The organism is Streptomyces sp. NPDC091972 (assembly GCF_044756385.1).
Classification (GTDB): Bacteria; Actinomycetota; Actinomycetes; order Streptomycetales; family Streptomycetaceae; genus Streptomyces.
This window is the reverse complement of record NZ_JBIVSV010000015.1, coordinates 208,547-232,567: the sequence shown is the minus strand read 5'-3', so window position 1 is coordinate 232,567 and position 24,021 is coordinate 208,547. Positions and strand designations below refer to the sequence as shown.

Below are 24,021 nucleotides of genomic sequence, written 5' to 3'. Positions count from 1 at the left end.
TGCGACGCTTTTTCGACACACTGTCACGAGTGAGCTCGTCCCCCGCAAGCCAGTCAGGAGAATCGCATGCACATCGATCTATCCGGCAAGACGGCACTGGTCACAGGATCCACTCAGGGCATCGGCCGCGCCATCGCCGTCGGACTTGCCCGCGCCGGAGCCCGGGTAGTCGTCAACGGTCGGCGCAATGACACCGTTGAAGAGGCTGTGCTGTGCGTTCGCGCCGAGGCCGGCACGGATGACGTCACGGGGGCAGCCGGAGACCTGGCTACTGCCGAAGGAACTCGCGCTGTTCTCGCGGCCGCCCCCGACGTGGATGTCCTAGTGAACAATCTGGGTGTCTTCGGCGCCACGCCGCCGCTGGAAATCGACGACGCCGAATGGCTCCGCTACTTCGAGATCAACGTACTGTCAGCCGTACGGATGATTCGCGCCTTCCTGCCTCAGATGCGAGAGCGGGGGTGGGGGCGCATCCTGAACATTGCGAGCGACTCCGCAGTGGTGATCCCCGCGGAAATGATCCACTACGGTATGACGAAGACGGCTCTGCTCTCGGTCAGCCGTGGCTTTGCCAAAGAGGCGGCCGGCAGCGGAGTGACGGTCAACTCCGTGATCGCAGGGCCAACACATACCGCAGGGGTCGAGGACTTCGTCCGGCAGCTTGTCGGAGACCAGGCGAGCTGGGACGAGGCACAGCGCGAATTCATGATCAAGTATCGACCCCAGTCTCTGATCCAACGTCTCATCGAGCCGGAGGAGATCGCGAACATGGTCGTATACCTCAGCTCACCGTACGCCTCGGCCACGACCGGCGGCGCACTCAGGGTCGACGGAGGCTATGTCGACTCGATCCTGCCCTGACGGGTCAGTGACCGGTGCTCGCGCGCACCGGGCCCAAGCCGAGGGGACAGGGCGCCGCGGGCACCGGAGCACCACTCGGCCCTTGTTTGTCGGGGAACACACCCCTCGAGCTCCCTCCCGAGCGTCCTCGATGGCTACCCGCTGCCGTGACTACGGTGACTCGCCCCCACAGCGGCGGGCCCCAACTGCGGATTGTCTCCACCTCTTCTCAGCGGCCCACCGCCTGCGGCGCGGAGGCGGACGCAGGCCCGAGAGCGGAACAGCTCTGCGGAGGTTGGGGTAGCGCCCGACAAAGGCAGAGGTCCAACCTGGCCTCGGAGACCGAGGACGTCGGAATTGAGGACCTCAGCGGCGCACGGGGGCCCGCGTGGGGTGACCTCCAGCCCGCACCCGCACGCAATCACATCGCTGGCGGGCGTCATGACGGGTCCGTCTCGTCATCGTTCGACAGCTCGGGACGCGACTGGCCGACACCCAGGAACTGGTACAGCTCGTTTAGCCGCGCAGAGTCTTCCTGATCCAGCCCCTGAGCCTCCTCCTCCGCTTCGAGCGACTCCAGTTCGCGCTGTGCTCGCTCACGTCTGTCCCGCTCGATCTCCTGCTGGATGATCTCGGTCATGTTCCGGTGCTCCGGGGCGTCCGAGCCGCGGACGAAGAGGCCCATGACCTTGAGGGCCTCGGACAGCAGGAGACCGGTCTCCAGCTTGTATTCCGGCCAAGGGGGCAGCCCGTACCAGGTCTTGATCTGCCGGAGCAGCCCCTGCACGTGTAGGCGGGTGTCCTTGTACTTATCCGGCAGCAGCATGATCGTGCTGTTGGCAGTGGTGACCAGCATTTCGCGCTCCCGGTTCCAAGCTGCCCGGGTCTCCTTCGTACCCATTCCCCGGAACGTCTGGATCTCCAGGTGCACCTTGAGCTGAGTGAGGGCGTCGAAGGCGCGCTGGGCGTTCGCCTTGGCCTGGATATGTTCGGCCGCTTTGTTGCTGCTCCGGGCCTGGAGCCACGACCCAAGGATGGTGAAGCCACCACCCACTAGGGCACCCAGCAGGGCAATGCCGAACTCCATCGACCAGAGTTTGTCCACGAACTCGTTCATGCTGGTCATCATGCCGACGGGACCAACCTCGCGGGGCTGATCCCGTCAAGTCCTCGGCTGCCGGCTCGCGCTACGACGCGGGGGCACACATCGCTGACGGGGTCATGACGGATCGGGGTAGTGCTCCAAGATCCGGGTGGGGAAGGGCTGTCGGCGCAGAACGGTCCCCATCACGGTGCGGATGTCGTCACAGATCGTCCGGAACCTCGGCGGCCACCTGTCAGGGGGTCCGACCCACTCCGCTCGGACGTACATCTCCGCGTGGTGCCGGGCCAGGAGATCGCGTACCGGCTGGTTGTGGACCTGAGCGCCTGTTCCTGCAAGGCGCGGTTCAGCCGCTGGAGTTCCGCATGCAATTCCCGGCCTGACGGGCTCCTCACGTCCCCTGCGCCCTTCTCGAGGTGCTCCTCAACGACGTAGCTCAGCCGGATGCACTCGTTGGCCGCGGTCTCGGACAGACCCATCCGGTACGTGCACTCGGCCTCGTGAGCCGTCCGGCGCTGCCGCCACACGACGGCCCCGTGGAGACTGCCGCGCCCACCAGGGTTCCCCCGATACCAAACAAGGCCGCCAACGCCTCTGCTTGCACGGTCCGGCCCCGTTCTCTCGATCCCTACGCTAGGTGTCCTCCATCTCTTCGATGTACAGATAGACGCCTTCTTTGCGCTGCGGTAGTCCTCTGCGGGTTCCGAGATCCCTGCGCCCCGTCGGTATTCACCCAGGACAGTCTTCTTGTTCGGGGCTGGAGATGTTTTTGACCTCGCCGTTTGCGGTGCAGGATGAGCAGGCCGGTGCCTCGATAGCCGCCGATGGTGGGAGCTTTGCGGCAGGCCCGGTCGACTCCGGACTCGGAGAAGGCCGGGAGTCGTTGCGGCTGCCGGGCAGCGGGAGCCCGATCGCCACGACCAGGCGGCTGTTGGCGTCGACGACGACCTGCAGGTTGGTCGAGTATCGGTAGTTCTTGCTGGACGCGGCGACGGTGCGGTCGCGGGTGGGCACGAGTGTGCCGTCGACGATGTAGGCAGTGTCCTTGCGCGGCCGACGGGTCGGCGAGATGGCCGCAGCGGTGCGAGGTGATCGAGGATGCGGTCGGCTGCGGACTTCGAGACCCCGAACAGCGGCGCCACCTGCCGCTGCGTGAGGTTCGTGCGCCAGTACGTCGCCACCAGCAGCACCCGGTCTTCCAGCGGCAGCCGCCAGGGGCGGCCCGCGCTGAACATCACCGCCACGGCGCCGCACCAGCGCGACCATCCTGGCGAACTGCCCCTCGGTCAGCCCGGAGAATGGCTCGATCCACTTCGGATCATCTGCTGAGATCACCCCACCCATGACCGGTCAACGCACCCCCGCCACACCAGTTACGGGACAACCTCTAACGAGCTCGTGCATGGTTGGCGGTGAGGCGTCGAAGACTTCGGTGGGGCTCGGGGTTCACATCTGCCGCGCCGAATTCAGGTCTGCGATCTGTTGGTGGGACAGCAAGCCGGCGATGGCTTGGACGGTGTCGCTCATGTGCTCGCGGCGGCCGAGGTGGCGGGCCAGGGTCCGCCAGTTCTTCAAGTGGGCAATGCCGTGCTCGACGCGGATACGGCGTGAGGAGTGCGCTTTGCGCTGGCGCTCGTACATCTCCTCGTACCAGTCCGGGGCGTTCTTCTTGAACTTGCGGTGCGGTGGTGTTACCACGCGTCCGCCAGTCTGAGCGCCCAGACCCTGATAGCCGGCATCGGCAAGGATCTCGACCGCGGGCCCATGGGCCAGGAGCTTGACCAGCCCTAATTGGCGGGCGTGGGTGATGTCCGCGCAGCTTCCGGGCGTGGTCGGGCTGCAGAACAGCACGCGGCCGTCCTCGTCGGTGACCACCATGGATTTGACGGCGTTCTGCTTGTTCTTGCCAGAGATGAACTTGTCCCGGTCCTTGCGTCCTTGGGCCGGCCGCCGGACCCGGATCTCGGTGCCGTCGATGATGCCGGTCTTCCCGGTCGCGCCGAGATGGTCGACGACCTCGGCCAGGCTCCGCAGCCGCACGTCGGGACTGATCGTGCACCCCCGCTCGGCGAGCAGGGGACGCACCTCGCCGACGGCTCGGGTGGTGGTCGAGCGGTCCACCCCGAACCAACAGGCCAGCACGTCGTGGGTGACCCCGTGACGGAGATGGACCAGGGTGGCCAGCAGCCGGTCGACGAACACCAGTTGGTGCTTCGCACCAGCACCTACGGCCCGCTTGCGTTGCCGGGAAACGAGCCTGGCCTGGTGGCGCTCATGCCACAACGGGCCTATCTCAGCGACGAGTTCAGCGATCACATCGGCCGTCAGGCCCGTGATCCGCCGGTTGCTGATGATCACTGAACGAGTCACGTTTCCCACCACCTGACCATGATCAACAATCAAGGGGCGACGCCTCACCGCCAACCATGCACGAGCTCGTTAGTCCGTGGTTATCCGAATGGATTGCCGCCCTGCGCCTGGACTCCGGCGGTGACGGCCGCCAGATAAGCGGCGAACGTCTGTCGCTGGTTCCATGTGAACAGGACAGTCCGCGAGTTGTTCGCAATGGCCTTCTGCGCCTCGGCGGTCGCGATTCGGAGCTGTCCCCGATCCCGCTCGGTGGCGAGCTGTACATATCCGTTCACGAGCCGAGTTGGCGCCTTGGACTGCACTTTGATGACGTCGCCGAGGGGGATGACGGAGTCCCTGGCGCCGGCCACCTTCCCCATGAGTTTGCGCTTGATCTCGGCACGATCCGCATAGAGCGTCACCGTCGCGACGTAGCCCTTGAAGACCTGGGGCTCGGGCTGGGGCGCAGGTTCACCCTTGGAGAAGTCGTATGCCATTACATCAGTTTGCCGCTTTCTCGCGCTGATGGGCCAATACCGTGGGGCTGATACCGCTAGATCCTCGGCGGCCGATCCAAGGGCTGGTGAACGCGCTCCCGGTATTCTCCTTCATCTCGTCCACGAAGGCCCGGAGGGCCTCGGGGCTCACACCCCCGGCCTCGGCGGCCTGAGCGGCGGAGACGACGATCGAGTGGGCAGAGTCGGTCGCCCCGTCCTCCATCGCCTGCCGGTACTGCGCTGCGTAGCCCATGAGGTCCGCAGTTCTCGGCTGGCTTGGTGACGGTCACGCGGGTTCGGTTGGGCTGAGAAGGACCGGGGTGAAGGTGCCTGTGGCCCCTCCCCCGAGGTATCGGACATACGGCGTAGTAGCCGTTGCCCGGTTGACCTGCTTCCTTACGCCTCCGGGAGATGGCTCTGCGGGGCGGGGGAGGGGCTCCTGGGGTGGCGGTGGGCCCCTGCAGAAGCTCCGGGAGAACGGCATCGTTGATGCCAGCGCAGACCGAAAGGTCCATGGCCTGGTCATCGGCTCGAACGGCGGCCGGTCCTACGTGGCAGCCCCTGATAGGTCGGTTTATCCAACGCAGACGGCGTCGCTGGACGAACCGGAGCTCGACAAGGTGGCCGATGGCCGGCGGCAGTACCTGGAACTGCTGGAGCACTTCCTGACACGGTTCATCGCCGATGGCGAGACGGGAAACCTGTAACCGCAGGTACCAAGCGCCCATTCTGTTAGGCGCTGCAAGTACCCTCCATCATGTCGTCGAGCGCACGGAGGAATCAGGCCACTTGGCACGACGGCCCGGCGCAATCGCCTCATCAGGACGGCAATTGTGCCGGGCAGCCTTCAACTGCGCGGGCCAAAGCCACAGCTTGGAACGAATCAGACGGTCAGCCGACTCCGTCAAAACATGGAGTTGCCATTCACTGAAGTCGCCGGGACATTCTGCGCCGATGACCAGTGTTCGACGATCTTCCCGTGTTGGACACGGAAGATGTCATACACGGACTGCCCGCGATCGTCCGGGCTGTTCTGATAGTGCGAATGTACGGCGACGAGGTCGCCCTCGGCGACAACTTGCGTGATCGTGGCACGAAAATCCGGGTGCGCCGAGAACAGCTCGGTGTATGCCTCTTCGGTGGCTTCCGCGCCGTCGGCGAGATCGGGCTGGTGCTGTCGCAGCGTCGGCGAAACGTACCGATCGACAGCCGTCACATTGCGATCGACGGTCAGTGACTCTAGGTAGGATCGGACCAGGTTGGTGTTGCGCCGCGTGGCCGCCGCGGACGCTGCGGGTGTGCCATGGCCCGTCAGGTCGGAAAAGAGGTCATTGCCGCTGACGGTCTGGGCCGGAACCGACTGGATCGTGTCCCAGTGCTCAACGAGCTTGCCGTCCTCGACGCGGAACATGTCGACAATGTCGAGGCCCCTGGAACCCGGAACGGGCACAACATGGCTCTGCAGGATCACCAGGTCTCCCTGTGCAACCACGTGCTCGATGGTGCTGTGGCTGTCCGGGGTGCTTGCCTTGATGGACTGCACCAGGCTGCGCACTGCCTCGGACCCGTTGGCCACGGTCGGATTGTGCTGGATGAAGTCGGGGCTGATGTACCGGTCGATGACAGCAGTGTTCTTCTGATTGAACAGTTGGTCGTACACGTAGGTGACCAGGGCCTTCGGCGAAGCGGTTCGGGCCGCCGGGCTTTCGGCCCTCACGATCGTCTGCTCGGTGGTCGATGCGGCGGCGGGCACCGCTGCAAGCGCGGTGAGAGCGGCTGCCAGGGCGGCGACCGCGACGGTGCTGGTTCTGTTCTTCATGAGCTGGTGACTCCTCGCTGATTGGAAATGCTCATTCGAACGGCAAGAACGTTCGTCCCGCCCTGCATGCTCCCGCCAGGGTGGTAGGGACAGGGCCACCCAAGTCCGTCGCGCTGTGCCTATGCTCTGGTGTATGTCTCGGTCGTTGATCAACAAGTCCGGCCCGCTTGGCGAATACCTGCGGGCACGCAGGGCCGTGCTGCAGCCGCAAAAACTCGGGTTCGGAGTTGCTGAGCGCCGGCGCGTCCCTGGCCTGCGGCGTCAAGAGATCGCCCAGCTGGCAGGTATCAGCCTGGAGTACTACGTACGGCTTGAGCAGGGGCGTGAGCGGCATCCCTCGGAGCAGGTCGTCGACTCTCTCGCACGGGGGCTGCAGCTTGATGCCGCGGCCACTGCCCATCTTCATAGGCTCGCCTCCATGCCCCGGCACCAGACAATGAGGCAGCCGTTGGAAGTGGTGCCGCCCGGCATTCGCCAGCTCATATCCGGATGGACGGCCAACCCAGCCTTTGTCATCGGCAAATTTGGTGACATCCACGTGGCCAACTCTCTTGCCGAAGCTCTGTGCCCTTCCTACCAGGCGGGTAGGAACCTGTTCAGGGACGCATTTCTCGACCCCGAAGTGAGAAGCTTCTACACCGAGTGGGAGGCTTTCACCGGTGCCCTGGTCGCAGGACTACGGTCTTTGGCCGTCCCACCGCATCTTGGCAACCCTCATCTACAGTCCCTAGTCAGTGACCTGTCAGCGGGCAGCGAGCGATTCCGCAGTCTGTGGGAGCGTCACGATGTCCGCGGGCAGACGGGCGGCACCTTCCACATAAGCCATCCTGCCGTTGGCTCTCTGGAACTGTTCGTGGAGAAGCTCGCTGTCACCGGAAGTGACGGACTGACTCTAATGATCTATCACGCCGAGCCAGGCTCACCGTCGGCCAAGGGACTAAGCCTTCTTGCCGCAGCAGCCGCAACGACAACGATTCCGCAATAGCCTTCACCATCTCCTAGGAGTAGTCGGGGCGCTGCCCCGGTGTGTCGCGCGCGTCACGGTGGACGGTGACCGGGGCGGGCGCCCCTTTGACCGGTCACGTCGTGGGGGCTGGGCCGGATCCGGGCGAGGGCGGTGGTCATCGTGGCCGACGTGGCCGACCAGATAGGGGACGTCATCCGGCAGCGCTACGAACAGCTCGTCACCCAGGCGAAAGAACTGATCGCGCAGATCGCCCGCTCGCAGTTCGCCCTGGGTGACATGGCGTTGGAGATCGAGCCGATGAGGGCGGTGGGCGGGTCGATGCCGAACGGCACGGAGGACCTGTTCACCGTGACGGAGTCCTTGCAGATGTTCGCGGATGACATAGGCGTCGAGCGCCGGACGGTGGAGGACTGGCGTTACACCGCCAACCGCTGGCCCGAAGGGCGCCGCAAGGAGGGGGTGTCGTTCACGGTTCACCGCATCCTTGCGTCGTTCGCGGACGAGCACGAACGGTGGGCGGCGATCGAGGACGCGCCGTTCAACCCGCGCCCCGGGGCTCGGCAGTAGACACCGGACGGCGCGAAGCGGGTGGTCGGCCAGCGGGTCGACCGGCCGGTCACAGTGGATGAGGAGGGAGAGCCGTGGCCGACCTGACCCGGGACGACGAGGTCGCAGCCCAGGTCGCCACCGACCTGCTGAAGCGGCCCGCGGTGACCGAGCACGTCACCCCGGCCGAGCGGGTGCGGGTCGTCACGGAGCTACCAGGGACGACACCGTCGCCCAGCAGGTGACCAACGACCTGCTGCGCCGCCCGGCCGTCGCCCGGACGACCATGCGGGACGACACCACCCGGATGCTCGTCAACCGCGCCCAGATCGACAACTCCCACGAGACCCGTGACCGGATCCGGGAACGCACCCGGCCGTTCGCGCGATCGAGCACACCATCGAATACCTCGACCTGGTCGGCTCCTGCCACGGCTTCGTGGCCCCGCTCGGCCGCCTGGTCCCGCAGCTGCGCGAACAGGAGTTCACCGAGGATGAGCGCGAGACCGTGCGCCGGGAGATCGGCCGGGTCCGCGCCGCGGCGGACTGGCTCGAAGGCGCCCTCGACAACGGGGAGTTCACTCTGGACGAGCAGCTGGTCCAGCTGCTTATTGGCGCTAACAAAGCCTTTGGACGTGGCGGTGGGTGATCAGGCAGACGGCGAGTCCAAGGAAGGCCTCGTGGATGTCGTCGCGTCGTTCCCAGCGGATCCGCAGGCGGCGGAAGCCGTGCAGCCAGGAGATCGTCCGCTCGACGACCCAGCGAAAGGTGCCCAGGCCGGTGCCGTGGGGCTGGCCGCGTTCGGCGATCGCGGGCTGGATGCCGCGCTGGCGCAGGAGTCGGCGGTACTTGTCGTGGTCGTAGCCGCGGTCGGCGAAGAGCATGTCGGGCCGTCTGCGCGGCCGGCCTACGACTCCCGCAACGGCCGGGATCTTGTCCAGCAGCGGCAGCAGTTGGGTGACGTCGTTGCGGTTTCCGCCGGTCAGCGACACCGCGAGCGGGATGCCCTGGCCGTCGGTGATGAGGTGGTGTTTGCTGCCTGGTCGTGCGCGGTCGACCGGGCTGGGTCCGCTTTTGGGCCCCGGCGTGCGGCCCGGACGTGGGAGGAGTCGATCACCGCCCGAGACCAGTCCAGCTGGTTCTTCGACCGCAACTTGTTCAGCAGCAGCCGGTGCAGCTGGTCCCAGACGCCGGCCTCGTTCCAGGCCGCCAGGCGCCGCCAGCAGGTCATCCCGGATCCGAAGCCGAGCTCTTGGGGCAGGTACTCCCACTGGATGCCGGTGTGCAGCACGAACAGGATCCCGCACAGAGCCTGCCGGTCGGGCACCCGCGGCCGCCCTTCCACCTGCTTGGGCGGAGGCTCGGGCAGCAACGGCTCGATCAGCGACCACAGTTCGTCCGACACGATCCACGGCCGCGACTGACGCTTCCCCATGACCGCATCAACGAGCGATCAAGCCGACAGTCACATGATCAAACGCTTTTGTTAGAGCCAGTTAAAGGCGAGGAGTAGCCGTGCCGCGACGCCGGGAGGCCCGGCCGCTGGCCGAGCAATACGGTGACCTGGTACGCGTCGCCCTGATGGAAGCACGCCCCGCTGGCCTGCTACCTGCCAGCTCATGGTCGCCACCCGGCTGATCTGCGCACAGATCGATCGGGGAATCCGACGTCCGCGACCCGTCGCCGAGAACCTGACCCCGATCACCTCGACACGGCGGGACGGGTTCATGTTCTCCGACGACCGAGTGGACTGGATCGAGTACGACAAGCGGCAGTTCCGGCAGATCCTCGGCCGGCTGACCCGGGTGTTCACGGCCACGCTCGATCCGCACCTGGCCCGCTACCCCGACGACGAATGGGCCCAGCTCGCCACCGCACAGCTCACCGGCGTCCGCGCCACCCTCGACAGCCGCGGCTACGACGCCGCGAAGAAAATCAACGGGCGCAAGCGACATATCACCGTGGACACGTTCGGCCTGCCGGTTGATCACGGCGACGCCCACCGACATCCAGGACCGCGACGCCGCCCGCGACGTGTTCTGGCGCCTGCGTCTCACCCTGCCGCGGAGTACCCAGGTCTGGGCCGACCGCGGCTATGCCGGCGAACTCGTGGACTGGGCCCGCGACCGGCTCTGGCTGAGCCTGTGCATCGTCTTCCGGCCCAAGGCACCAAGGGCTTCGTCGTCCTGCCCCGGCAATGGAAAGTCGAGCGGACGACCGGCTGGTGCATGAACGCCCGCCGCAACTCACGCGACTACGAGCGCCTGCCCCAGCACTCCGAGCACACCTGAACTGGGCGCTCATCACCATGATGACTCGGCGTCTCACCCGCAAGAGCCCCTCCCGCACCGACACTTGGTCGAGGAAGCCACGGGCCACTCAGGGCTGATTCCATACAAGCGTATAGCGCCAGAACAACCGTCGTCGCCGCCGTGCGCCAGGGAGGACGTCTCCGGCTTCACGGACGATGTCGTCAAAGGACATGTCCGCTGAGCGAGTCGGGGCCGTCATGGCGACGGGCCGCTGCGAGGGGCGCCCCTTGTTCTTCAACCAGCCCATGACAGCGTTGGCCGGAACGGCGACCACACCGAGCAAGTGGTCCACGGGGGTCTGGGCGCGAGACAGGCCGACGATCACCAGTGTCCCTCCCGGAGTCAGATGACGGCGGAAACGGGTGAGGGCCAGGGTGAACGGCAGGTGGTGGATCGTGGCGACGCACGTGATGACGTCGTAAGCGCCGGCAGGAAGCTCGGCTATTGCATCCGCGACAGTGAAGGTGACGGGAAGCTCGGAAGGAGTCAGTTTCTGGGCCTGGGCTGTGATTACCGGATCGGAATCGACGGCCTGCACAGCATCGGCTCGTCCGGCCAAGAGCCTCGCAAGATCACCGCTGCCGGAACCGACGTCCAGGGCGCGGTCGAAGCGCCTCGGCAACTGCCTCAGGATCCAGCGGTGGTAGTAGGCGTTGTGATCCCAGGAATAAGCGGCGTTGAACCGTTCAAGAGCCCGCAGGACACGAGGGGGCAAGATCTTCATCGCCCCAGTCCATCAAGTCCCTGCGGCATGCACACCCTGTTCCGGAACAAAGATCACTGGCTCGCGGGCTGCCGGACGCAGACCGAGGAAGCGAGTAGAAAAACACCTACTGAGCCTGGACAGCGGTCGGCGTGCCAGCGCGACGGCCTGCCAACCGACCCAGGATCACTGTGCAAACGAAACTCACCACCGTCGCCTCATCCGGCGCCCCGAGACCAGAAGACGATCTTTAGGCCGTGTTTGAGATCTGCCGCATCCCGTGACTGGCGGGGGCGTTGAGCCCGGCGAGAGTGGTTCAGGGGGCGGGTATTCGTTGTATTTGGCGGGTGCCAGTAGGCGTTGGTGAGGCGTTGCTGCCGCCGGCTCGGGTGGGTCCCAAGGGCAGGCGACGTGAGAAGCAACTCGTGTCGGCGGATCGTGGATGCGATCTTCTATGTGGTCTGCACCGGGTATGCCTGGCGGCGGTTGGCCAAGTACTCTGCCGACACCGTTCCCGTCTGCGCTAGGGGAATCGACGCGGGCAAGAAGGTGAAGGGTCGCAAGCGGGTCATCGTCGACCGACAGCCATGGCCTGGTCCTGACCGTCCACGTTGTCGCCGCGAACATCCAGGACCGCGAGGGGGCGAAGCACCCGCTGCTGTGGACTCGGCTGGACCGTCTGGGAGCTCAGAAGATCTGGGCCGATCAGGGCTTCGCTGGTCGCCTCGTGGACTGGGCCCGCACTATCCCCGGCCGCGAGCTGGAGATCGTGCACAAGGCCCCAGGCCAGCGCAGCCCCAGGGCCAGCCCAAGCGCTGGGCCGTCGAGCGGCACCTTCTCGTGGATCACCGTGCACCGGCGCCTCGCCGGCGGCTACGAGCAGCACCCCCGCTCTGAAACCGTGATCCGCTGGGCAATGATCGGCGTGATGGTCTGCCGTCGCCCCCGCGGCCATCCCGCTCCCGTTTGCCGCGATGGCCCTGCAGGATCCTGAGGGTCGCCGCTTCGGTGCCTCGCACCGCGGATACGGCTCCAACCGCTCCTGTCGGAGGAGGCGATCCACGGGCCTGGCAGAGGAAGTGGATGACGAAGAGGCCCTGCACGGTCTTCGGACCGAGTGCCTGCGGGCCGGCTCCCTGGTCAACCCGTTCCCGGACACCACGGACTGGCGGGGGCCGGGCACGGGAGGCGAAGCCGACTGCTCGGTCGCGGGGACTCTGGTCCTCAGCGAGATCGGCTGCGGGCCCCTCTCTCGCCTCGTCATCATGGGCACAGGCGCCGGACAAGTCTGGCTCGACGACCGGTCCTGGGGCGGCCTGACCTCGGGACCGGACTTCCTCGACTGGTGCAGCGCATGGCTGGCATCTCAGTGGATCTCAAACACGGTCTTAGAAATTCTCATGCATATCTAACTGAAGCCTTATGAGCGGGTCAGAGGCTGCTCCTAGCTTTCGGGCATGTACTTCACATACTTGGCGCGCGAACTGTGGCGCCGCAGAAAGGCGGCCCTCGTCGTCGCCTCGGGTCTGGCGCTTGGGATCGCACTGGTCATCGTGGTCGACTCCGTGTCCACGGGCATGGGCAAAGCCCAGGACAAGGTCCTCCAGTCCTTGTACGGGCTGGGCACGGACATGACCGTCACCAAGGCGGTCGACCCCGACGCCAGCACCTCCGAACGCCCACGCTTCCAATTCGACGCTCAGGACGGCGAATCCGGGGCTGAACAGAGCAGCGACCGTGTGGTGGTCCAAGGTTTCCAGACCCTGGCCAGCTCCACCGTCAACCAAGTGGCAGGGAAGAAGGGGGTCGCGAACGCCGTCGGCGGACTCAGCCTCCAAGTACTCAAGGTCAACGGCGAATTCACCCCCGGCCAGTTCCAGCAGGAGGGCGGCCAGGGACAGAACGGCCAGCCCCAGGCCCCGCGGGGCGAGGTCAGCGGTGGTGGCGCCAACTTCGACGTCGACAGCTACTCCGTCTACGGCACCGACGTCAGCGAACCCGCCCTCGGCCCCCTGACAACTTCCAAGATCACCAGCGGGCGTACGTTCAAAGCCTCCGAAACCGACGCCAAGGTACTCGTGTCCGACGCGGCGTACGCCAAGAAGAAGGACCTCAAGATCGGCAGCCAGGTCAAAATCAAGGAGACCAAGTACAAGGTCATTGGCATCGCCACAGCAGACAGCGGCGACGCTGTCGCCGACCTGTACCTCCCGCTGAAGCAAGCGCAGACGCTCGCCGACGTCAAGGACAAGGTCACCACCGTCTACGTCAAGACCACCGACTCGCAGCGCATCAACAGTGTCAAGTCCCAGCTCCAGAAGGACATCCCAGGGACCACAGTCACCACTTCTGCCGACCTGGCCGACACGGTCTCCGGTTCACTGTCCACCGCGGCCTCACTCGCCACCAGCGTCGGTAAGTGGCTCTCCATCGTCGTGCTCGCAGCGGCATTCCTGGTCGCCGGACTGCTTACATCCTCCGCCGTCTCCCGCCGCGTGCGTGAGTTCGGCACGCTCAAGGCACTGGGATGGACCTCAGGTCGGGTCACACGACAGATAGTCGGTGAAGCCATCATCCACGGTCTGGTCGGAGGCGCCCTCGGCATCGCCATAGGGCTGGTAGGTGCATACATCGTTACTGTCGTCAGTCCGACCCTCCAGGCCCAGGCCGGCGGGGGCGGGAACACGGCCAGCGGCGGTTCCAGTGCGTTCGCCAGCGTGCGCCAGGCAGCCACCCGGACCGTAGAAGTCTCACTCACCGCTCCCATCAGCCTCGCCACCATCGCTCTCGCGGTAGGCCTCGCCGTGGGCGGCGGACTTATCGCCGGCGGATTCGGCGGCTGGCGCGCCTCCCGGCTGCGCCCGGCGGACGCCCTACGCCGCGTGGAATAACACGCCGCCTTGCCCTACCCCTTTCAGGAGTTGCACCATGTACGACCTCAGAGGCATCACCAAGCACTACACCCGGGGCAAGGACACAGTCCGCGCCCTCGATGGGATCGATCTGACCATCCCTGACGGCGACCGGCTCATCATTCAGGGGCCCACCGGCGGCGGCAAGTCCACGCTGCTGCAAATGCTGGGCGGACTGGATCGGCCCACTGCAGGCGAGATTGTCCTCGACGGCACCGACCTGACCACACTGCCCGAGGCCCGGCTGACCCGAGTTCGCAGCGAGCGCATCGGCTTCGTCTTCCAGACCTTCAACCTCATCCCGACCCTGACCGCACAGGAAAACGTCGAGACCGCACTCGTTCCACTGGGGGTGCCTACCAAGCAACGGCGCGAGCGAGCGGCGGAGGCACTGACATCAGTAGGACTTGGCGAGCGACTCGGACATCTCCCCGGTGAGATGTCCGGTGGCCAGCAACAACGAGTCGCCATCGCGCGGGCCCTGGTGAAGCAACCGAAGGTGCTACTGGCCGACGAACCCACCGGAAACCTCGACGAGTCGACACGCGACGAGATCATGGACGTACTCAACCGGATGTGGAAGGAACTGGGCCTCACCTTCGTGATGGTCACCCACGATTCGTCCATCGCTCGAAAGGCCACGCGTGTGGCCACGATCCGCAAGGGGCGGATCACCGTATCGGAAAACGCCCGGACCTGAGGAGCAACGCCCAACGCAGCACAGCGCACATCGTCTGCACAGCCTTCGGTTCCCGAGCGCTTTCCTCGCGTCCTCGCGACTCAGCCGAGTGATCAGCAGCCTCCAAGCTTGCAGCCCAACAGCGGCAGACAAAACATCGCAGTAACTTCACCCTGAGGAGAGTGACACGAAGACGTGAGCAGACGTGCGCGGCTACGTTCGTCCCAGTGGCGACCGTAGCCGCGCGACGGCGCTCTTTACCTTCCGGCCGGTGCATGAGGCGGGCTGGCGTCCGAGCACTCCTCCCAGGCTGTGCACTGCCCATCCGGAGGCGAAACTGTACGGGGCCGCGGCCTTGCGAGGCTGAGCGGTTTTCCTCACGTTCCCCTCCCTTGAGGACCTTCCGCCACGCGGCAGGGGAGGGCCGAGCGTCTCGTTGCTGAGACGGGCCAGGTGGTGGCTTGGATCCACTTCACACAGTCGGAGTCGAAAGAGATGCACCCGTTCTCATCCTTCACGGGCGAGGAGCGGATCGCGCCCACAAGCGGCCCCCTCACTCGAACTGCACGAAGACCGATCGGCCGGACCACCTCAGCGAGCGGTACCGACCCTGTGCCGGGCTCCGCCAAGCGGCGCCGTACCTTTAATGGCGTGTACAGGTTTCTGCTGACGCCCCGCTGGTGCGGGATCAATATCTTCGTACTACTCGCCATTCCCGTCTGTATATTCATGGGCTCCTGGCAACTGAGCCGGTTCACGGACCGCATGCAGGAGCACCGCGACGCGGCGGAGCAGGTCAGGACGGACCGGCACGAGGCGCCCCGCCCGCTGCAAGAACTGCTGCCCGTCGACATGGAGACGTCCGGCCGACAGGCCACCGCAACTGGCCGGTACGGCAGGCAACTGCTGGTTCCGGACCGCGACCTTGACGGCAAGCGCGGATACTACGTCCTGTCGCTCATGCGCACCGATGGCGGCAAGGCGCTGCCCGTGGTGCGGGGTTGGCTGCCGGGATCCGCCGACACTGCGAAAGCACCCGCCCCGCCCGCTGGCAAGGTCACCGTCACTGGCGCCCTCCAGGCGTCCGAGACGCCGGGGGACAACGGTGTAAGTGCCCAGGGGGGCCTGCCAGCAGGGCAGACCGCGGCGATCAGCGCGGCATCTCTGGTGAACCTTGTGCCGTATGACGTGTACGACGCCTGGATCACGCTCGACAAGGCCGACAGCGGGATGACCACAGTGCCTGTCACGGCGCCCGCGGACTCCGGGCTGGACTTGAAGGCGTTCCAGAACTTGGGCTACACCGGCGAGTGGTTCGTTTTTGCTGGATTCGTGGTCTTCATGTGGTTCCGGCTGCTATGGCGCGAGGTTGAGGTCGCGAGAGACAGGCGGATGGGGCTAGTGGTCGATGAAGAGAACGTGGCCGTCTGACGTCAGTAAGGGGTCACTGTCCTCTCGCCGCTTCATCCTGATGCCCGGACTGAAAAAAGTGCTTCGGGCGCCTACCACGGCCCGCACGGATCTTGGCGGGCCCGGCGCCCCGCTCCCGGCGTGATCGACCGGCCCAGCCGATGCGAACGTCCGCATAGGCCGCCCGCCGCTGCTCGACCCGGGAGGGCCTAGCCTGTGCAACCGCGGAGGCCGTAAGAACACAGTCAGGGTATTCGCCTCCTGCGTGGACACCTGCCCGCGGCAGTCGATGCCGTCGATGGTGGACGAGTCGTCTGGTGACCTGCGTTCCCTGCGTTACCCGAAGCGCTCGGCGATCCGCGGGAGCGAGGGGCGCCAGCAGGCGCCGAGTGCCGTCACTCCGCCGCGGAGTGGCAGATCGCTCGCACAGCCTCGGAGTACGAGCCCACCCCTGTGAGCACTCGACCACGAGACGGAAAGTAATCGTTCAGCCAACTCACGCCAGTTTCTGGTCAAGGCATGAGATATATCATTAACATCCCGTTGACATGCCGTAGATACGCCGCGAGCCTGAATGACCGGTACCCGATGACGAATATGCGAGAGGCTCGCCACCAGCGACTCTCTGTGCTCTCGAAAAAAGCGACCGCTCGGCCCTGGACACAGGCAACCAAGCACGCCTGATACGTAATCTCCACCTTTTCCGCTCGAGGCGGGTGTTGTCGGCCGCACAACCACATCCATCAAAGTCTGGCGCCGTGATTTGGCGCTCACGTCCGCGAGCCGTGCCCCATGCCGGCGCCTGCGCCTAACAACCCGGCACTTCCGCACCGCCTCCGGCCGACAAGCGGCACACCGCGGTCGGGAGACCGACCCCAATCAACCGCAATGGTGTCCGCTCCGTCTGCACGCGCGACGTCAGGGGATTCACCCCTCTCCCCACCGCGGGCGCGAAGACCTATGGGCAGGTTGCGTCCCCCGCCTCCTGGACCCGTAGAAGCAAGACCCTCCCTCCCCCGAAGCCATGATCCACATCGGTCAAGGCCAATCTGATGGCCGTCGCCGCACGGCCGATCAACGACTCGTGGAGCCGTACATGAGATCCCTTTCCCGCCCCCTCGCGGTGCGTCGCGGGACCCAACTGGCATGCGCGGGGGCGGCCCTCGCCCTCGCGGCAACCGGCTGCAGCAGCACCTCGACCCATTCAACGAGCGGGCCGATCACTATCGGCATGTCACTCCCCCTCAGTGGCGCGATAGCTGACATCTCCAAGGACGGCTACCGGGGCTATCAGGAATGGGCCGACGAGCTCAACGCTCACGGTGGCCTGCTCGGACGCAAGGTCAAGCTCGTCGTGCTGGACGACGCCTTCCAGCAGAACACCGCACTCGCCGACTACAACAAACTGATCGCCCAGAACCACGTGGACCTGCTCTTGGGCACGTTCTCCTCGTTCCTGAATCTGCCAGTGGCTCAGGTCGCCGAGCGCAACAAGTACGTCTACATCGAGCCTTCGGGCGGCGCCGATTCGATCTTTGCACGCAACTTCAAGTACCTGTTCTTCGCTCAGCCGGCCACGACGGAGCGACTGCCGGACCAGTTCGTCGCCCAGATTGCTGCGCTACCGGCCTCGCAACGCCCCAAGACCGCCGCGTTCGTGACCCAGGACGACCCGAATACGTCGCCTGCCACAGCTCTCTTCAAAAAGAAGCTCGCGGCTCTCGGCGTCAAATCCGTCTACAACACCACGTACGCTCCGGACACCTCAAACTTTGACGCAATAGCCAACTCGATCAAGCAAGCCTCCCCCGACCTGGTGGTCCAAGGAGCACTGGCTGACGACGGAGTGTCACTGGTGCGAGCCTTCCAAAAGGTCAGTTTCAGCCCCAAGATGCTCTTCCAGACCAACTCACCCTCTGACCCGAAGTTCCCCTCCGCCATCGGCACGAAGAACGCCGAGGGCATCTTCACCGCCCTCGCCTACAGCCCCGAAGCCCCCTTCCCAGGCAACGCCAAGTTCGTCGCCGACTACACGAAGAGGTTCGGCGAGGCGCCCTCCGAGGACGCGGCGAACTCGTATACCGCCGGGCAGGTCCTTCAGGCCGGTGTGACCGCGGCCGGGAAGATCGACCAGACAGCCATCGCCCAGTGGCTTCACGCGCACACTGTGCAGACCATCGTCGGCCCGCTGTCTTGGACGGCATCTGGCAAGCCGACCGGCTCTCTGCTGCTTGCCCAATGGCAGTCGGGGAAGCTGCAGATCGTCGCCCCGAGCAGCGCAGCCACGGCCAAGAAAGCAGTCCTCACGAAGCCCGGGTGGTCGAATTGAGCATCCTTCGGCTCCCTGCCGGACTGACGGCCGGCAGGAGGGTCTCATGACCCTCCTCCTGCAGACTGTGATCTTCGGATGCCTGGTCGGCGGCGTCTATGCGCTCATGTCGTCTGGCTTCACGCTGATCTTCGGCGTGATGAACGTGATCAACCTGGCTCATGGAAGCATGATCGTCCTCGGCGCCTACGTGTCGTGGTGGCTGTGGCACGAGACAGGCCTGGACCCCCTGCTTCTTGGCCTGTGTGCCTGCGTGCCCATGGCCGCCGTCGGCTGGCTGCTCTACAAGGCAGTCGTTGCGCAGGTACAGCGCATCGACCCAGGCCTGACCCTCGTGGCGACGTTTGCGTTCTCCATGGTCGGCGAGGGCGTGATCACACTCATCTGGGGCAACAGCGCGCACGCCTCCACCCCTGGGTACTTCACCACCTCCTACCACCTCGGTTCCCTGGCCATCCCCAAGGCCCAGTTCTACGCTTGTCTCGGCGCGCTGGCCGTACTGGGCGCCCTGTTCGCCTTGCTGCACAGGACTTTCCTCGGCCGGGCGATACGCGCCTGCGCGAGCAGCCGCAGCGGAGCCGAGCTGATCGGCGTCAACGTCGAGCAGAGCATGGCACAGATGTTCGCTCTAGGCGTCGCGACAACCGGCTTCGGTGGTGCCGCTCTTTCGGTTCTCTACCAATTCACCCCTGACTCACAGGACATCTGGATCGGCCGGGTGCTGTGTGTGGTGGTCCTCGGTGGCCTCGGGAGTCTCGCCGGAGCGGCCCTCGGTGCCGTGCTACTGGGACTCGGGGAGACGCTGACCTCGACCTACTGGAGCGTCAGCTGGACCACATCTGTGCCGTACATGCTGATCCTCGCGGTACTGCTGCTGCGCCCCCAGGGGCTGTTCGGCGCGACCCTGCGCCGAGAGGGGAGTCAAGCATGAGTGCCCTGACCAGCCGGCTCGGCCGCCGTGCCCTTCTCGCGGCGGGCGTCGCTCTGCTCGCAGCGTTCCCCGTGCTCAACGGGAGCATCTACTACCAGAACATGCTGATTCTGACGTTCGTGCTGGCGATCCTCGCCTCCGGATGGAACATCATGTCGGGTTACACCGGTTACGTGTCCCTAGGACACTGCGCGTTCATCGGCATCGGCGCATACACAGCGGGGATCTTGTCGCGTGAATGGGGTGTCTCGCCCTTCCTTGTGGCTCCGCTGGGCGGCGTGACCGCGGCGTTTGCCGCCCTCCTACTCGGCTTCGTGACGCGGCGTACCCGCGGTGCCGCATTCGTCATCGTCTCCTTCGCTCTCCTAGAGCTGACCGGCCTGGTCGTGCGCAACTTCAAGTCGCTGACCGGCGGCAGCGCGGGCCTGCTGATGCCCATTCCTACCTGGGATGTGTCCCGCCAGGACTGGCCGTTCTACTACGCTCTGCTGGCCTTGCTCATCCTCAGTGTCGCGCTCACCGCGTGGATCGCCCGCAGCAAGCTCGGGGTTGGCCTGATCGCTATTCGCGACGACGAGGACAAAGCAGCCGGCATCGGGGTGACCACCAGTGCGCACAAGGCCCTGGCTTTCATGGCCAGCACGGTGTTCGTCGGCATGGCGGGCGCGATATACGGCTACTACCTCAGCTCCCTGGACCCCAGCGCCATGTTCGACATCGTCCTCAGTGTCGAAGCGGTGCTGGCAGCGATGCTCGGCGGCCGTGGCACCGTTTGGGGCCCCATCCTCGGCGCCTTCATCCTCGAGCCCCTCGCAGAAGTCACCGACACCCAAATGGGCGGGGCAAATGCGGGCGCACTGCGCCTGATCTTCTTCGGAGGCCTGCTGCTGGCCGTAGTTCTCCTTCTTCCCCGAGGAATCATCCCGCAAATCACCACCATGGTGCAGGCTCGCAGAACGCGTGGGCAGTCCAGCCCGGTGGGCAGCCGGCTCCTGGGCGCGGATCTGCCTGCAACTCCGGCCCTGCGTTGCCCTCAGCCGACGGACTCCGGCGACGCGCCCTTGCTCCAGATCACCGACGTCACCAAGAAGTTCGGTGCGCTGACCGCCGTGGACAAGTGCAGCATGGAAGTGCCCAGGGGTTCCATCAGCGCGCTGATCGGTCCGAACGGGTCCGGCAAAACCACCTTGTTCAACCTCATCGACGGTACCTACCGCGTCTCCTCCGGGAGGATCCACTTCGCGGGACAGCGCCTCGACAACATGGGCCGCACACGCCGCACCTTCGCCGGCGTCGCCCGCACCTACCAGTTGCCACGTCTCTTCGAGAGCCTGTCCGTACTGCACAACGTCACTGCGGCGTCGGGCGAGTTCAGCCTCCTCGGGCTCGCACGCAGCGCAGTTTCGGGGCGAGAGGCCGCTCGCGCACAGGAACTGCTGGAGTTCGTCGGTCTGGGTGAGTACCTCAATGCCCGGGCCAGCGACCTGTCCTACGGACAGCGCAAGCTGGTGGAACTGGCACAGGTACTGATGCTTGAGCCCCAGCTCATCCTGCTCGACGAGCCAGCCGCAGGCATTAACCCGACTCTCATCCAACGACTCGCCGAACTCATCCGCGCACTGAACGAGGCCGGCCAGACCTTCCTGGTCGTCGAGCACGACATGAACTTCGTCCTGTCCGTCTCCAACCCGGTCGTCGTCCTGGCCCGCGGTTCAGTCCTCGCGTGCGGCAGCCCCACTGACATCAGCGCCGACCCTGCCGTCAAGGAGGCCTACCTGGGCGAGGACTACGTCCTCGATCCAGTGATGACCGGAGGAAACACATGATTGAGATGCAATCCGTCATTGCCGGATACGGCGCCGGCGATGTCCTCCAGGGCGTCAACCTGAGCGTGCAGGAAGGAGCCATCACCTGCATCGTCGGCCCAAACGGTGCGGGCAAGTCCACTGTGCTACGTGCCATCAGTGGCCTGGTCCGTCCTCGCAGCGGACACATCTCCCTCGCAGGAGAAGACATCAGCGGACGCAGTCCTGCCCAGGTCATCGCGGCGGGAATCGTGCAAGTCCCCCAACAGGGGGGCCTGTTCGCGGAACTGACGATCCACGAAAACATGCTGCTCGGCGGATACCTCATCCGACGCGATCGCCCGCGGCTGCGCCGCCGCATCGCGGAGCTGGAGCAGGTCTTTCCCATTATCCGGGAGCGAGCCAGCGAGAAGGCGGCCAATCTGTCCGGCGGACAACGCCGCATCGTCGAGTTCGCGCGCGCACTCGTGTTGGAACCCCGCGTCGTGCTCCTCGACGAGCCCACCTTGGGCCTGGACCCGAAGGCGAGTGAACTCGTCTTCGACAGCACGCGCATGATGCAGGACCTCGGAGCGACGGTTCTCATGGTCGAGCAGAACGTCCGCTTCGGTCTCAAGCTCGCATCCCACGCAGTCGTCATGGAACGCGGCCGAGTCCTATTGGAAGACAGCGCCGCGAGCCTCTTGCAGCGACCAGACATGGCTGCCCTGTTCTTCGGATCCGCGACGACTCCAGAGCCAGACGAAACGGCCGTTGCCGGGGAGAAGAAGAGCCCGTGAAACCGCTCCCGGCACCGTGCAGAACTCCATGGTTCAGTGGGGCGGCAGCCGACGGCACGGAACCCGGCCGCTCGAGGGGCGGCACGGGCGGGTATAGCCGCTGCGCCTGCGCCGCTTTGAGCAGCACCTGCTTTGGTGCCCGTATTGCACGACAGCGAGGGACAGTTCGGCGATGCGACCGCTTCCCCCGCGCGGTGTACGCAGCGCGCGCAGTCCTGCGGCGCCCGCCCCCGAAAGGAGCTCTACGGAGAGTCTCAAGCCTCCACTGTGCCGCCTAAGGCAAATGTCACGGTAGTTGCCTGCTGCTGGCAGGCAACCGGTGCCTGCCGTCTATTCGTCGAGTGTCGTCGGCCTGCGTTGTGGCACGTGCTCCAGCGAGCAGTGCGTCGAGGCCGACCGCGCCGGTGCCGCCGCACCTTCATCCATCAATCTCGCCATCGACTCCAGGGCAAACCCCCGTTTCCACAGGACGATCGGGCACAAGGGATTGCGACACGTCCTTTGCGAAGTGATCGTCATCTCAATTCCGGAGGACGTCCGCAATGGGAAAACCCATCCACCCCAGAAAGCGCTAGGCTCGACCAGTGAAGATCCTCTTTTCCAGCCTGAGTGGATACGGACACACCTATCCCTTGGTGCCGCTCGCGATCGCGGCCCGTGAGCTCGGCCACGACATCACCTTCGTCACCGGGAAAGCGTTTGCTGCCGTATTGACCGCGCAGGGCATCGAGCACATCACCGGCGGCATGGACATGCAGGAGGCGTCCAAGGCCGTGCAAGAGGCCTTGCCCCCCGATCAGGGACACGACATAACGTCGGAACGGTTCGCGCTCGGGTTCGGCTCGGTGTTGCCCCGCCGCTTCGCCGCCGACCTCAAACCGATCATCGCCGACCGCAAGCCCGACCTGGTGGTGCACGAGGTGGGCAACCCGGGCGCGGGACTGGCCGCGAAGGTCGCGGGCCTGCCGGCGCTGTGCCACGGGTTCGGCCGCAGCTCACAGGGGAGCGAAAATGTCATTGCCGCGGCAAAGCACCTGTCGGAGGTGGCCGCGGACCTCGGCGTCGACGCGTCAGACCGGATACTCGGCCACCCATACCTCGACATCTGCCCGCCGTCGGTGCAGGATCCGGAGTTCATGGCCGGGCCCGTGCGGCGGATCGAGCTGCGGCCGGTGCCGTTCTCCGAGCCCGGCGTGCTGCCGTCCTGGGTCACCGAGCACCGCGAACGGTTGGTGTACCTGACGTTGGGCACAGCGTTCGGCGACGTAGGTGTGCTGCGTGCCGCGCTCGAGGGCCTGGCGGTGCTGAACACGCGGGTGCTGGTGGCAGCCGGCCCGACGGTGCCGGTGGACGCGCTCGGCGAGGTGCCCGACAACGTCGTGGTGCAACCGTGGGTGCCGCAGGCCGAACTGATGCCGCACGTGGACCTCGTGGTCCACCACGGTGGGAGCGGGACAACGTTGGGTGCGTTCGGCGCGGGCGTGCCGCAGCTGCTCATGCCGCGGGGTGCGGACCAGTTCATCAACGCGGAGATGGTGATCCACGCAGGGCTGGGCGACCGACTGTTGGGCGACGAGGTGGCCGCCGAGGCGATCGAGGAGCGGGCACGGCACCTGCTCACCGACGAGGCCGTGCGCGGCGCGGCGCGGGCGATAGCCGACGAGGTGGCCGCCATGCCGTCACCGCACGACGTGGCCCGTACGTTGCCGGGTTACGCCTGAATCTCGCCTGCCCGCCCGACACCCGGTCGCGCGGGCACCGGGAACTTAAGCAGCATCGACGCGTGCGCTGTATCCGGTGATCACCTGCATGCTCTCCAGGCGCCGCACCCGGGTCGCCACGGCGGGCGGGCTCGCGGTAGCCGAAACGGGCGTCTTCCTGCAGCAGCCCTGTAGCTGCCAGTCGATGGAATCGAGGGATGCCGTGCCCTCATCGCACTCGAACTTAACAAATGGCGAGCCATCCAGCGATAGAACGGCACACCATGCATTCCGGCACCAGGGCAGGCCTACGTACGGTTCTCAGTGCCCGCTCGGGCTTGC

At 65.7% G+C, this 24,021-nt stretch carries 20 protein-coding genes and 3 pseudogenes; 15 read left to right on the top strand and 8 right to left on the bottom strand.

What is annotated here, in order from left to right; genetic code table 11:
* Positions 1-66: 66 nt before the first annotated feature.
* On the top strand, positions 67-861 hold the full coding sequence (locus tag ACIQJT_RS35440; protein WP_402649855.1) for an SDR family NAD(P)-dependent oxidoreductase: 795 nt from the start codon (positions 67-69) through the stop codon (positions 859-861).
* Between the two features lie 418 nt (positions 862-1,279).
* Here the strand turns inward: ACIQJT_RS35440 and ACIQJT_RS35435 are convergent, their stop codons facing one another.
* From ACIQJT_RS35435 to ACIQJT_RS35415, 5 genes and pseudogenes are all read right to left on the bottom strand, one after another.
* Positions 1,280-1,957, bottom strand: a complete 678-nt coding sequence (locus ACIQJT_RS35435) for a hypothetical protein (RefSeq protein WP_402649854.1) — start codon at positions 1,955-1,957, stop codon at positions 1,280-1,282.
* A gap of 745 nt (positions 1,958-2,702) precedes the next feature.
* A pseudogene (locus tag ACIQJT_RS35430) lies at positions 2,703-3,286 on the bottom strand (transposase family protein); the annotation flags it as partial.
* 102 nt (positions 3,287-3,388) lie between these two features.
* Positions 3,389-4,300, bottom strand: coding sequence for a transposase family protein (locus ACIQJT_RS35425; RefSeq protein ID WP_402649853.1), 912 nt, complete (start codon positions 4,298-4,300; stop codon positions 3,389-3,391).
* A 92-nt stretch (positions 4,301-4,392) separates the two neighbouring features.
* Positions 4,393-4,788, bottom strand: coding sequence for a hypothetical protein (locus tag ACIQJT_RS35420; protein WP_402649852.1), 396 nt, complete (start codon positions 4,786-4,788; stop codon positions 4,393-4,395).
* Positions 4,789-4,792: 4 nt separating this feature from the next.
* A complete protein-coding gene (locus ACIQJT_RS35415) occupies positions 4,793-5,041 on the bottom strand; it encodes a hypothetical protein (RefSeq protein WP_402649851.1) in 249 nt (82 codons plus the stop codon).
* Between the two features lie 298 nt (positions 5,042-5,339).
* On the opposite strand from ACIQJT_RS35415, the gene ACIQJT_RS35410 reads away from it, so the two are divergent.
* Positions 5,340-5,495, top strand: a complete 156-nt coding sequence (locus ACIQJT_RS35410) for a hypothetical protein (protein ID WP_402649850.1) — start codon at positions 5,340-5,342, stop codon at positions 5,493-5,495.
* A gap of 197 nt (positions 5,496-5,692) precedes the next feature.
* Here the strand turns inward: ACIQJT_RS35410 and ACIQJT_RS35405 are convergent, their stop codons facing one another.
* Positions 5,693-6,607, bottom strand: a complete 915-nt coding sequence (locus ACIQJT_RS35405; protein ID WP_402649849.1) for a nuclear transport factor 2 family protein — start codon at positions 6,605-6,607, stop codon at positions 5,693-5,695.
* A 145-nt stretch (positions 6,608-6,752) separates the two neighbouring features.
* Here ACIQJT_RS35405 and ACIQJT_RS35400 point away from each other — a divergent pair, with 145 nt between their 5' ends.
* The 3 genes and pseudogenes from ACIQJT_RS35400 (at position 6,753) to ACIQJT_RS35390 (ending at position 8,768) form a co-directional block, all read left to right on the top strand.
* Positions 6,753-7,592, top strand: coding sequence for a helix-turn-helix transcriptional regulator (locus ACIQJT_RS35400; RefSeq protein WP_402649848.1), 840 nt, complete (start codon positions 6,753-6,755; stop codon positions 7,590-7,592).
* Between the two features lie 150 nt (positions 7,593-7,742).
* Positions 7,743-8,141: a DUF6192 family protein gene (locus tag ACIQJT_RS35395; RefSeq protein ID WP_402649847.1), complete on the top strand. Its 399-nt coding sequence runs from the start codon at positions 7,743-7,745 to the stop codon at positions 8,139-8,141.
* A gap of 74 nt (positions 8,142-8,215) precedes the next feature.
* A pseudogene (locus tag ACIQJT_RS35390) lies at positions 8,216-8,768 on the top strand (DUF6192 family protein).
* On the opposite strand, the pseudogene ACIQJT_RS35385 reads toward ACIQJT_RS35390, so the two are convergent.
* Positions 8,737-9,554 (bottom strand): annotated as a pseudogene (locus tag ACIQJT_RS35385) (IS5 family transposase). The pseudogenes ACIQJT_RS35390 and ACIQJT_RS35385 overlap by 32 nt on opposite strands.
* 184 nt (positions 9,555-9,738) lie before the next feature.
* Here ACIQJT_RS35385 and ACIQJT_RS35380 point away from each other — a divergent pair.
* Positions 9,739-10,410: a hypothetical protein gene (locus ACIQJT_RS35380; protein ID WP_402649846.1), complete on the top strand. Its 672-nt coding sequence runs from the start codon at positions 9,739-9,741 to the stop codon at positions 10,408-10,410.
* Between the two features lie 88 nt (positions 10,411-10,498).
* On the opposite strand, the gene ACIQJT_RS35375 is transcribed toward ACIQJT_RS35380, so the two are convergent.
* Positions 10,499-11,155 carry a class I SAM-dependent methyltransferase gene (locus tag ACIQJT_RS35375; RefSeq protein WP_402649845.1) on the bottom strand — a complete coding sequence of 219 codons (657 nt, stop codon included), beginning with the start codon at positions 11,153-11,155 and terminating at the stop codon, positions 10,499-10,501.
* 1,058 nt (positions 11,156-12,213) lie between these two features.
* On the opposite strand from ACIQJT_RS35375, the gene ACIQJT_RS35370 reads away from it, so the two are divergent.
* From ACIQJT_RS35370 to ACIQJT_RS35330, 9 genes are all read left to right on the top strand, one after another.
* Positions 12,214-12,546 carry a hypothetical protein gene (locus ACIQJT_RS35370; protein ID WP_402649844.1) on the top strand — a complete coding sequence of 111 codons (333 nt, stop codon included), beginning with the start codon at positions 12,214-12,216 and terminating at the stop codon, positions 12,544-12,546.
* A 45-nt stretch (positions 12,547-12,591) separates the two neighbouring features.
* Positions 12,592-14,025 carry an ABC transporter permease gene (locus ACIQJT_RS35365; RefSeq protein WP_402649843.1) on the top strand — a complete coding sequence of 478 codons (1,434 nt, stop codon included), beginning with the start codon at positions 12,592-12,594 and terminating at the stop codon, positions 14,023-14,025.
* 37 nt (positions 14,026-14,062) lie between these two features.
* Positions 14,063-14,746 (top strand): ABC transporter ATP-binding protein, encoded by a 684-nt coding sequence (locus ACIQJT_RS35360; protein ID WP_402649842.1) that lies wholly within the window; start codon positions 14,063-14,065, stop codon positions 14,744-14,746.
* A gap of 630 nt (positions 14,747-15,376) precedes the next feature.
* Positions 15,377-16,156 (top strand): SURF1 family protein, encoded by a 780-nt coding sequence (locus ACIQJT_RS35355; RefSeq protein WP_402649841.1) that lies wholly within the window; start codon positions 15,377-15,379, stop codon positions 16,154-16,156.
* A gap of 1,075 nt (positions 16,157-17,231) precedes the next feature.
* A complete protein-coding gene (locus tag ACIQJT_RS35350; protein ID WP_402649919.1) occupies positions 17,232-18,464 on the top strand; it encodes an amino acid ABC transporter substrate-binding protein in 1,233 nt (410 codons plus the stop codon).
* Positions 18,465-18,510: 46 nt separating this feature from the next.
* A complete protein-coding gene (locus ACIQJT_RS35345; protein ID WP_402649840.1) occupies positions 18,511-19,395 on the top strand; it encodes a branched-chain amino acid ABC transporter permease in 885 nt (294 codons plus the stop codon).
* Positions 19,392-21,221 (top strand): branched-chain amino acid ABC transporter ATP-binding protein/permease, encoded by a 1,830-nt coding sequence (locus tag ACIQJT_RS35340; RefSeq protein WP_402649839.1) that lies wholly within the window; start codon positions 19,392-19,394, stop codon positions 21,219-21,221. The genes ACIQJT_RS35345 and ACIQJT_RS35340 overlap by 4 nt, the downstream gene beginning before the upstream one ends.
* Positions 21,218-21,979 (top strand): ABC transporter ATP-binding protein, encoded by a 762-nt coding sequence (locus ACIQJT_RS35335; protein ID WP_402649838.1) that lies wholly within the window; start codon positions 21,218-21,220, stop codon positions 21,977-21,979. Before ACIQJT_RS35340 ends, ACIQJT_RS35335 begins: the two co-directional genes overlap by 4 nt.
* Positions 21,980-22,563: 584 nt before the next feature.
* A complete protein-coding gene (locus tag ACIQJT_RS35330; RefSeq protein ID WP_402649837.1) occupies positions 22,564-23,700 on the top strand; it encodes a glycosyltransferase in 1,137 nt (378 codons plus the stop codon).
* The last annotated feature ends 321 nt before the right edge of the window (positions 23,701-24,021 follow it).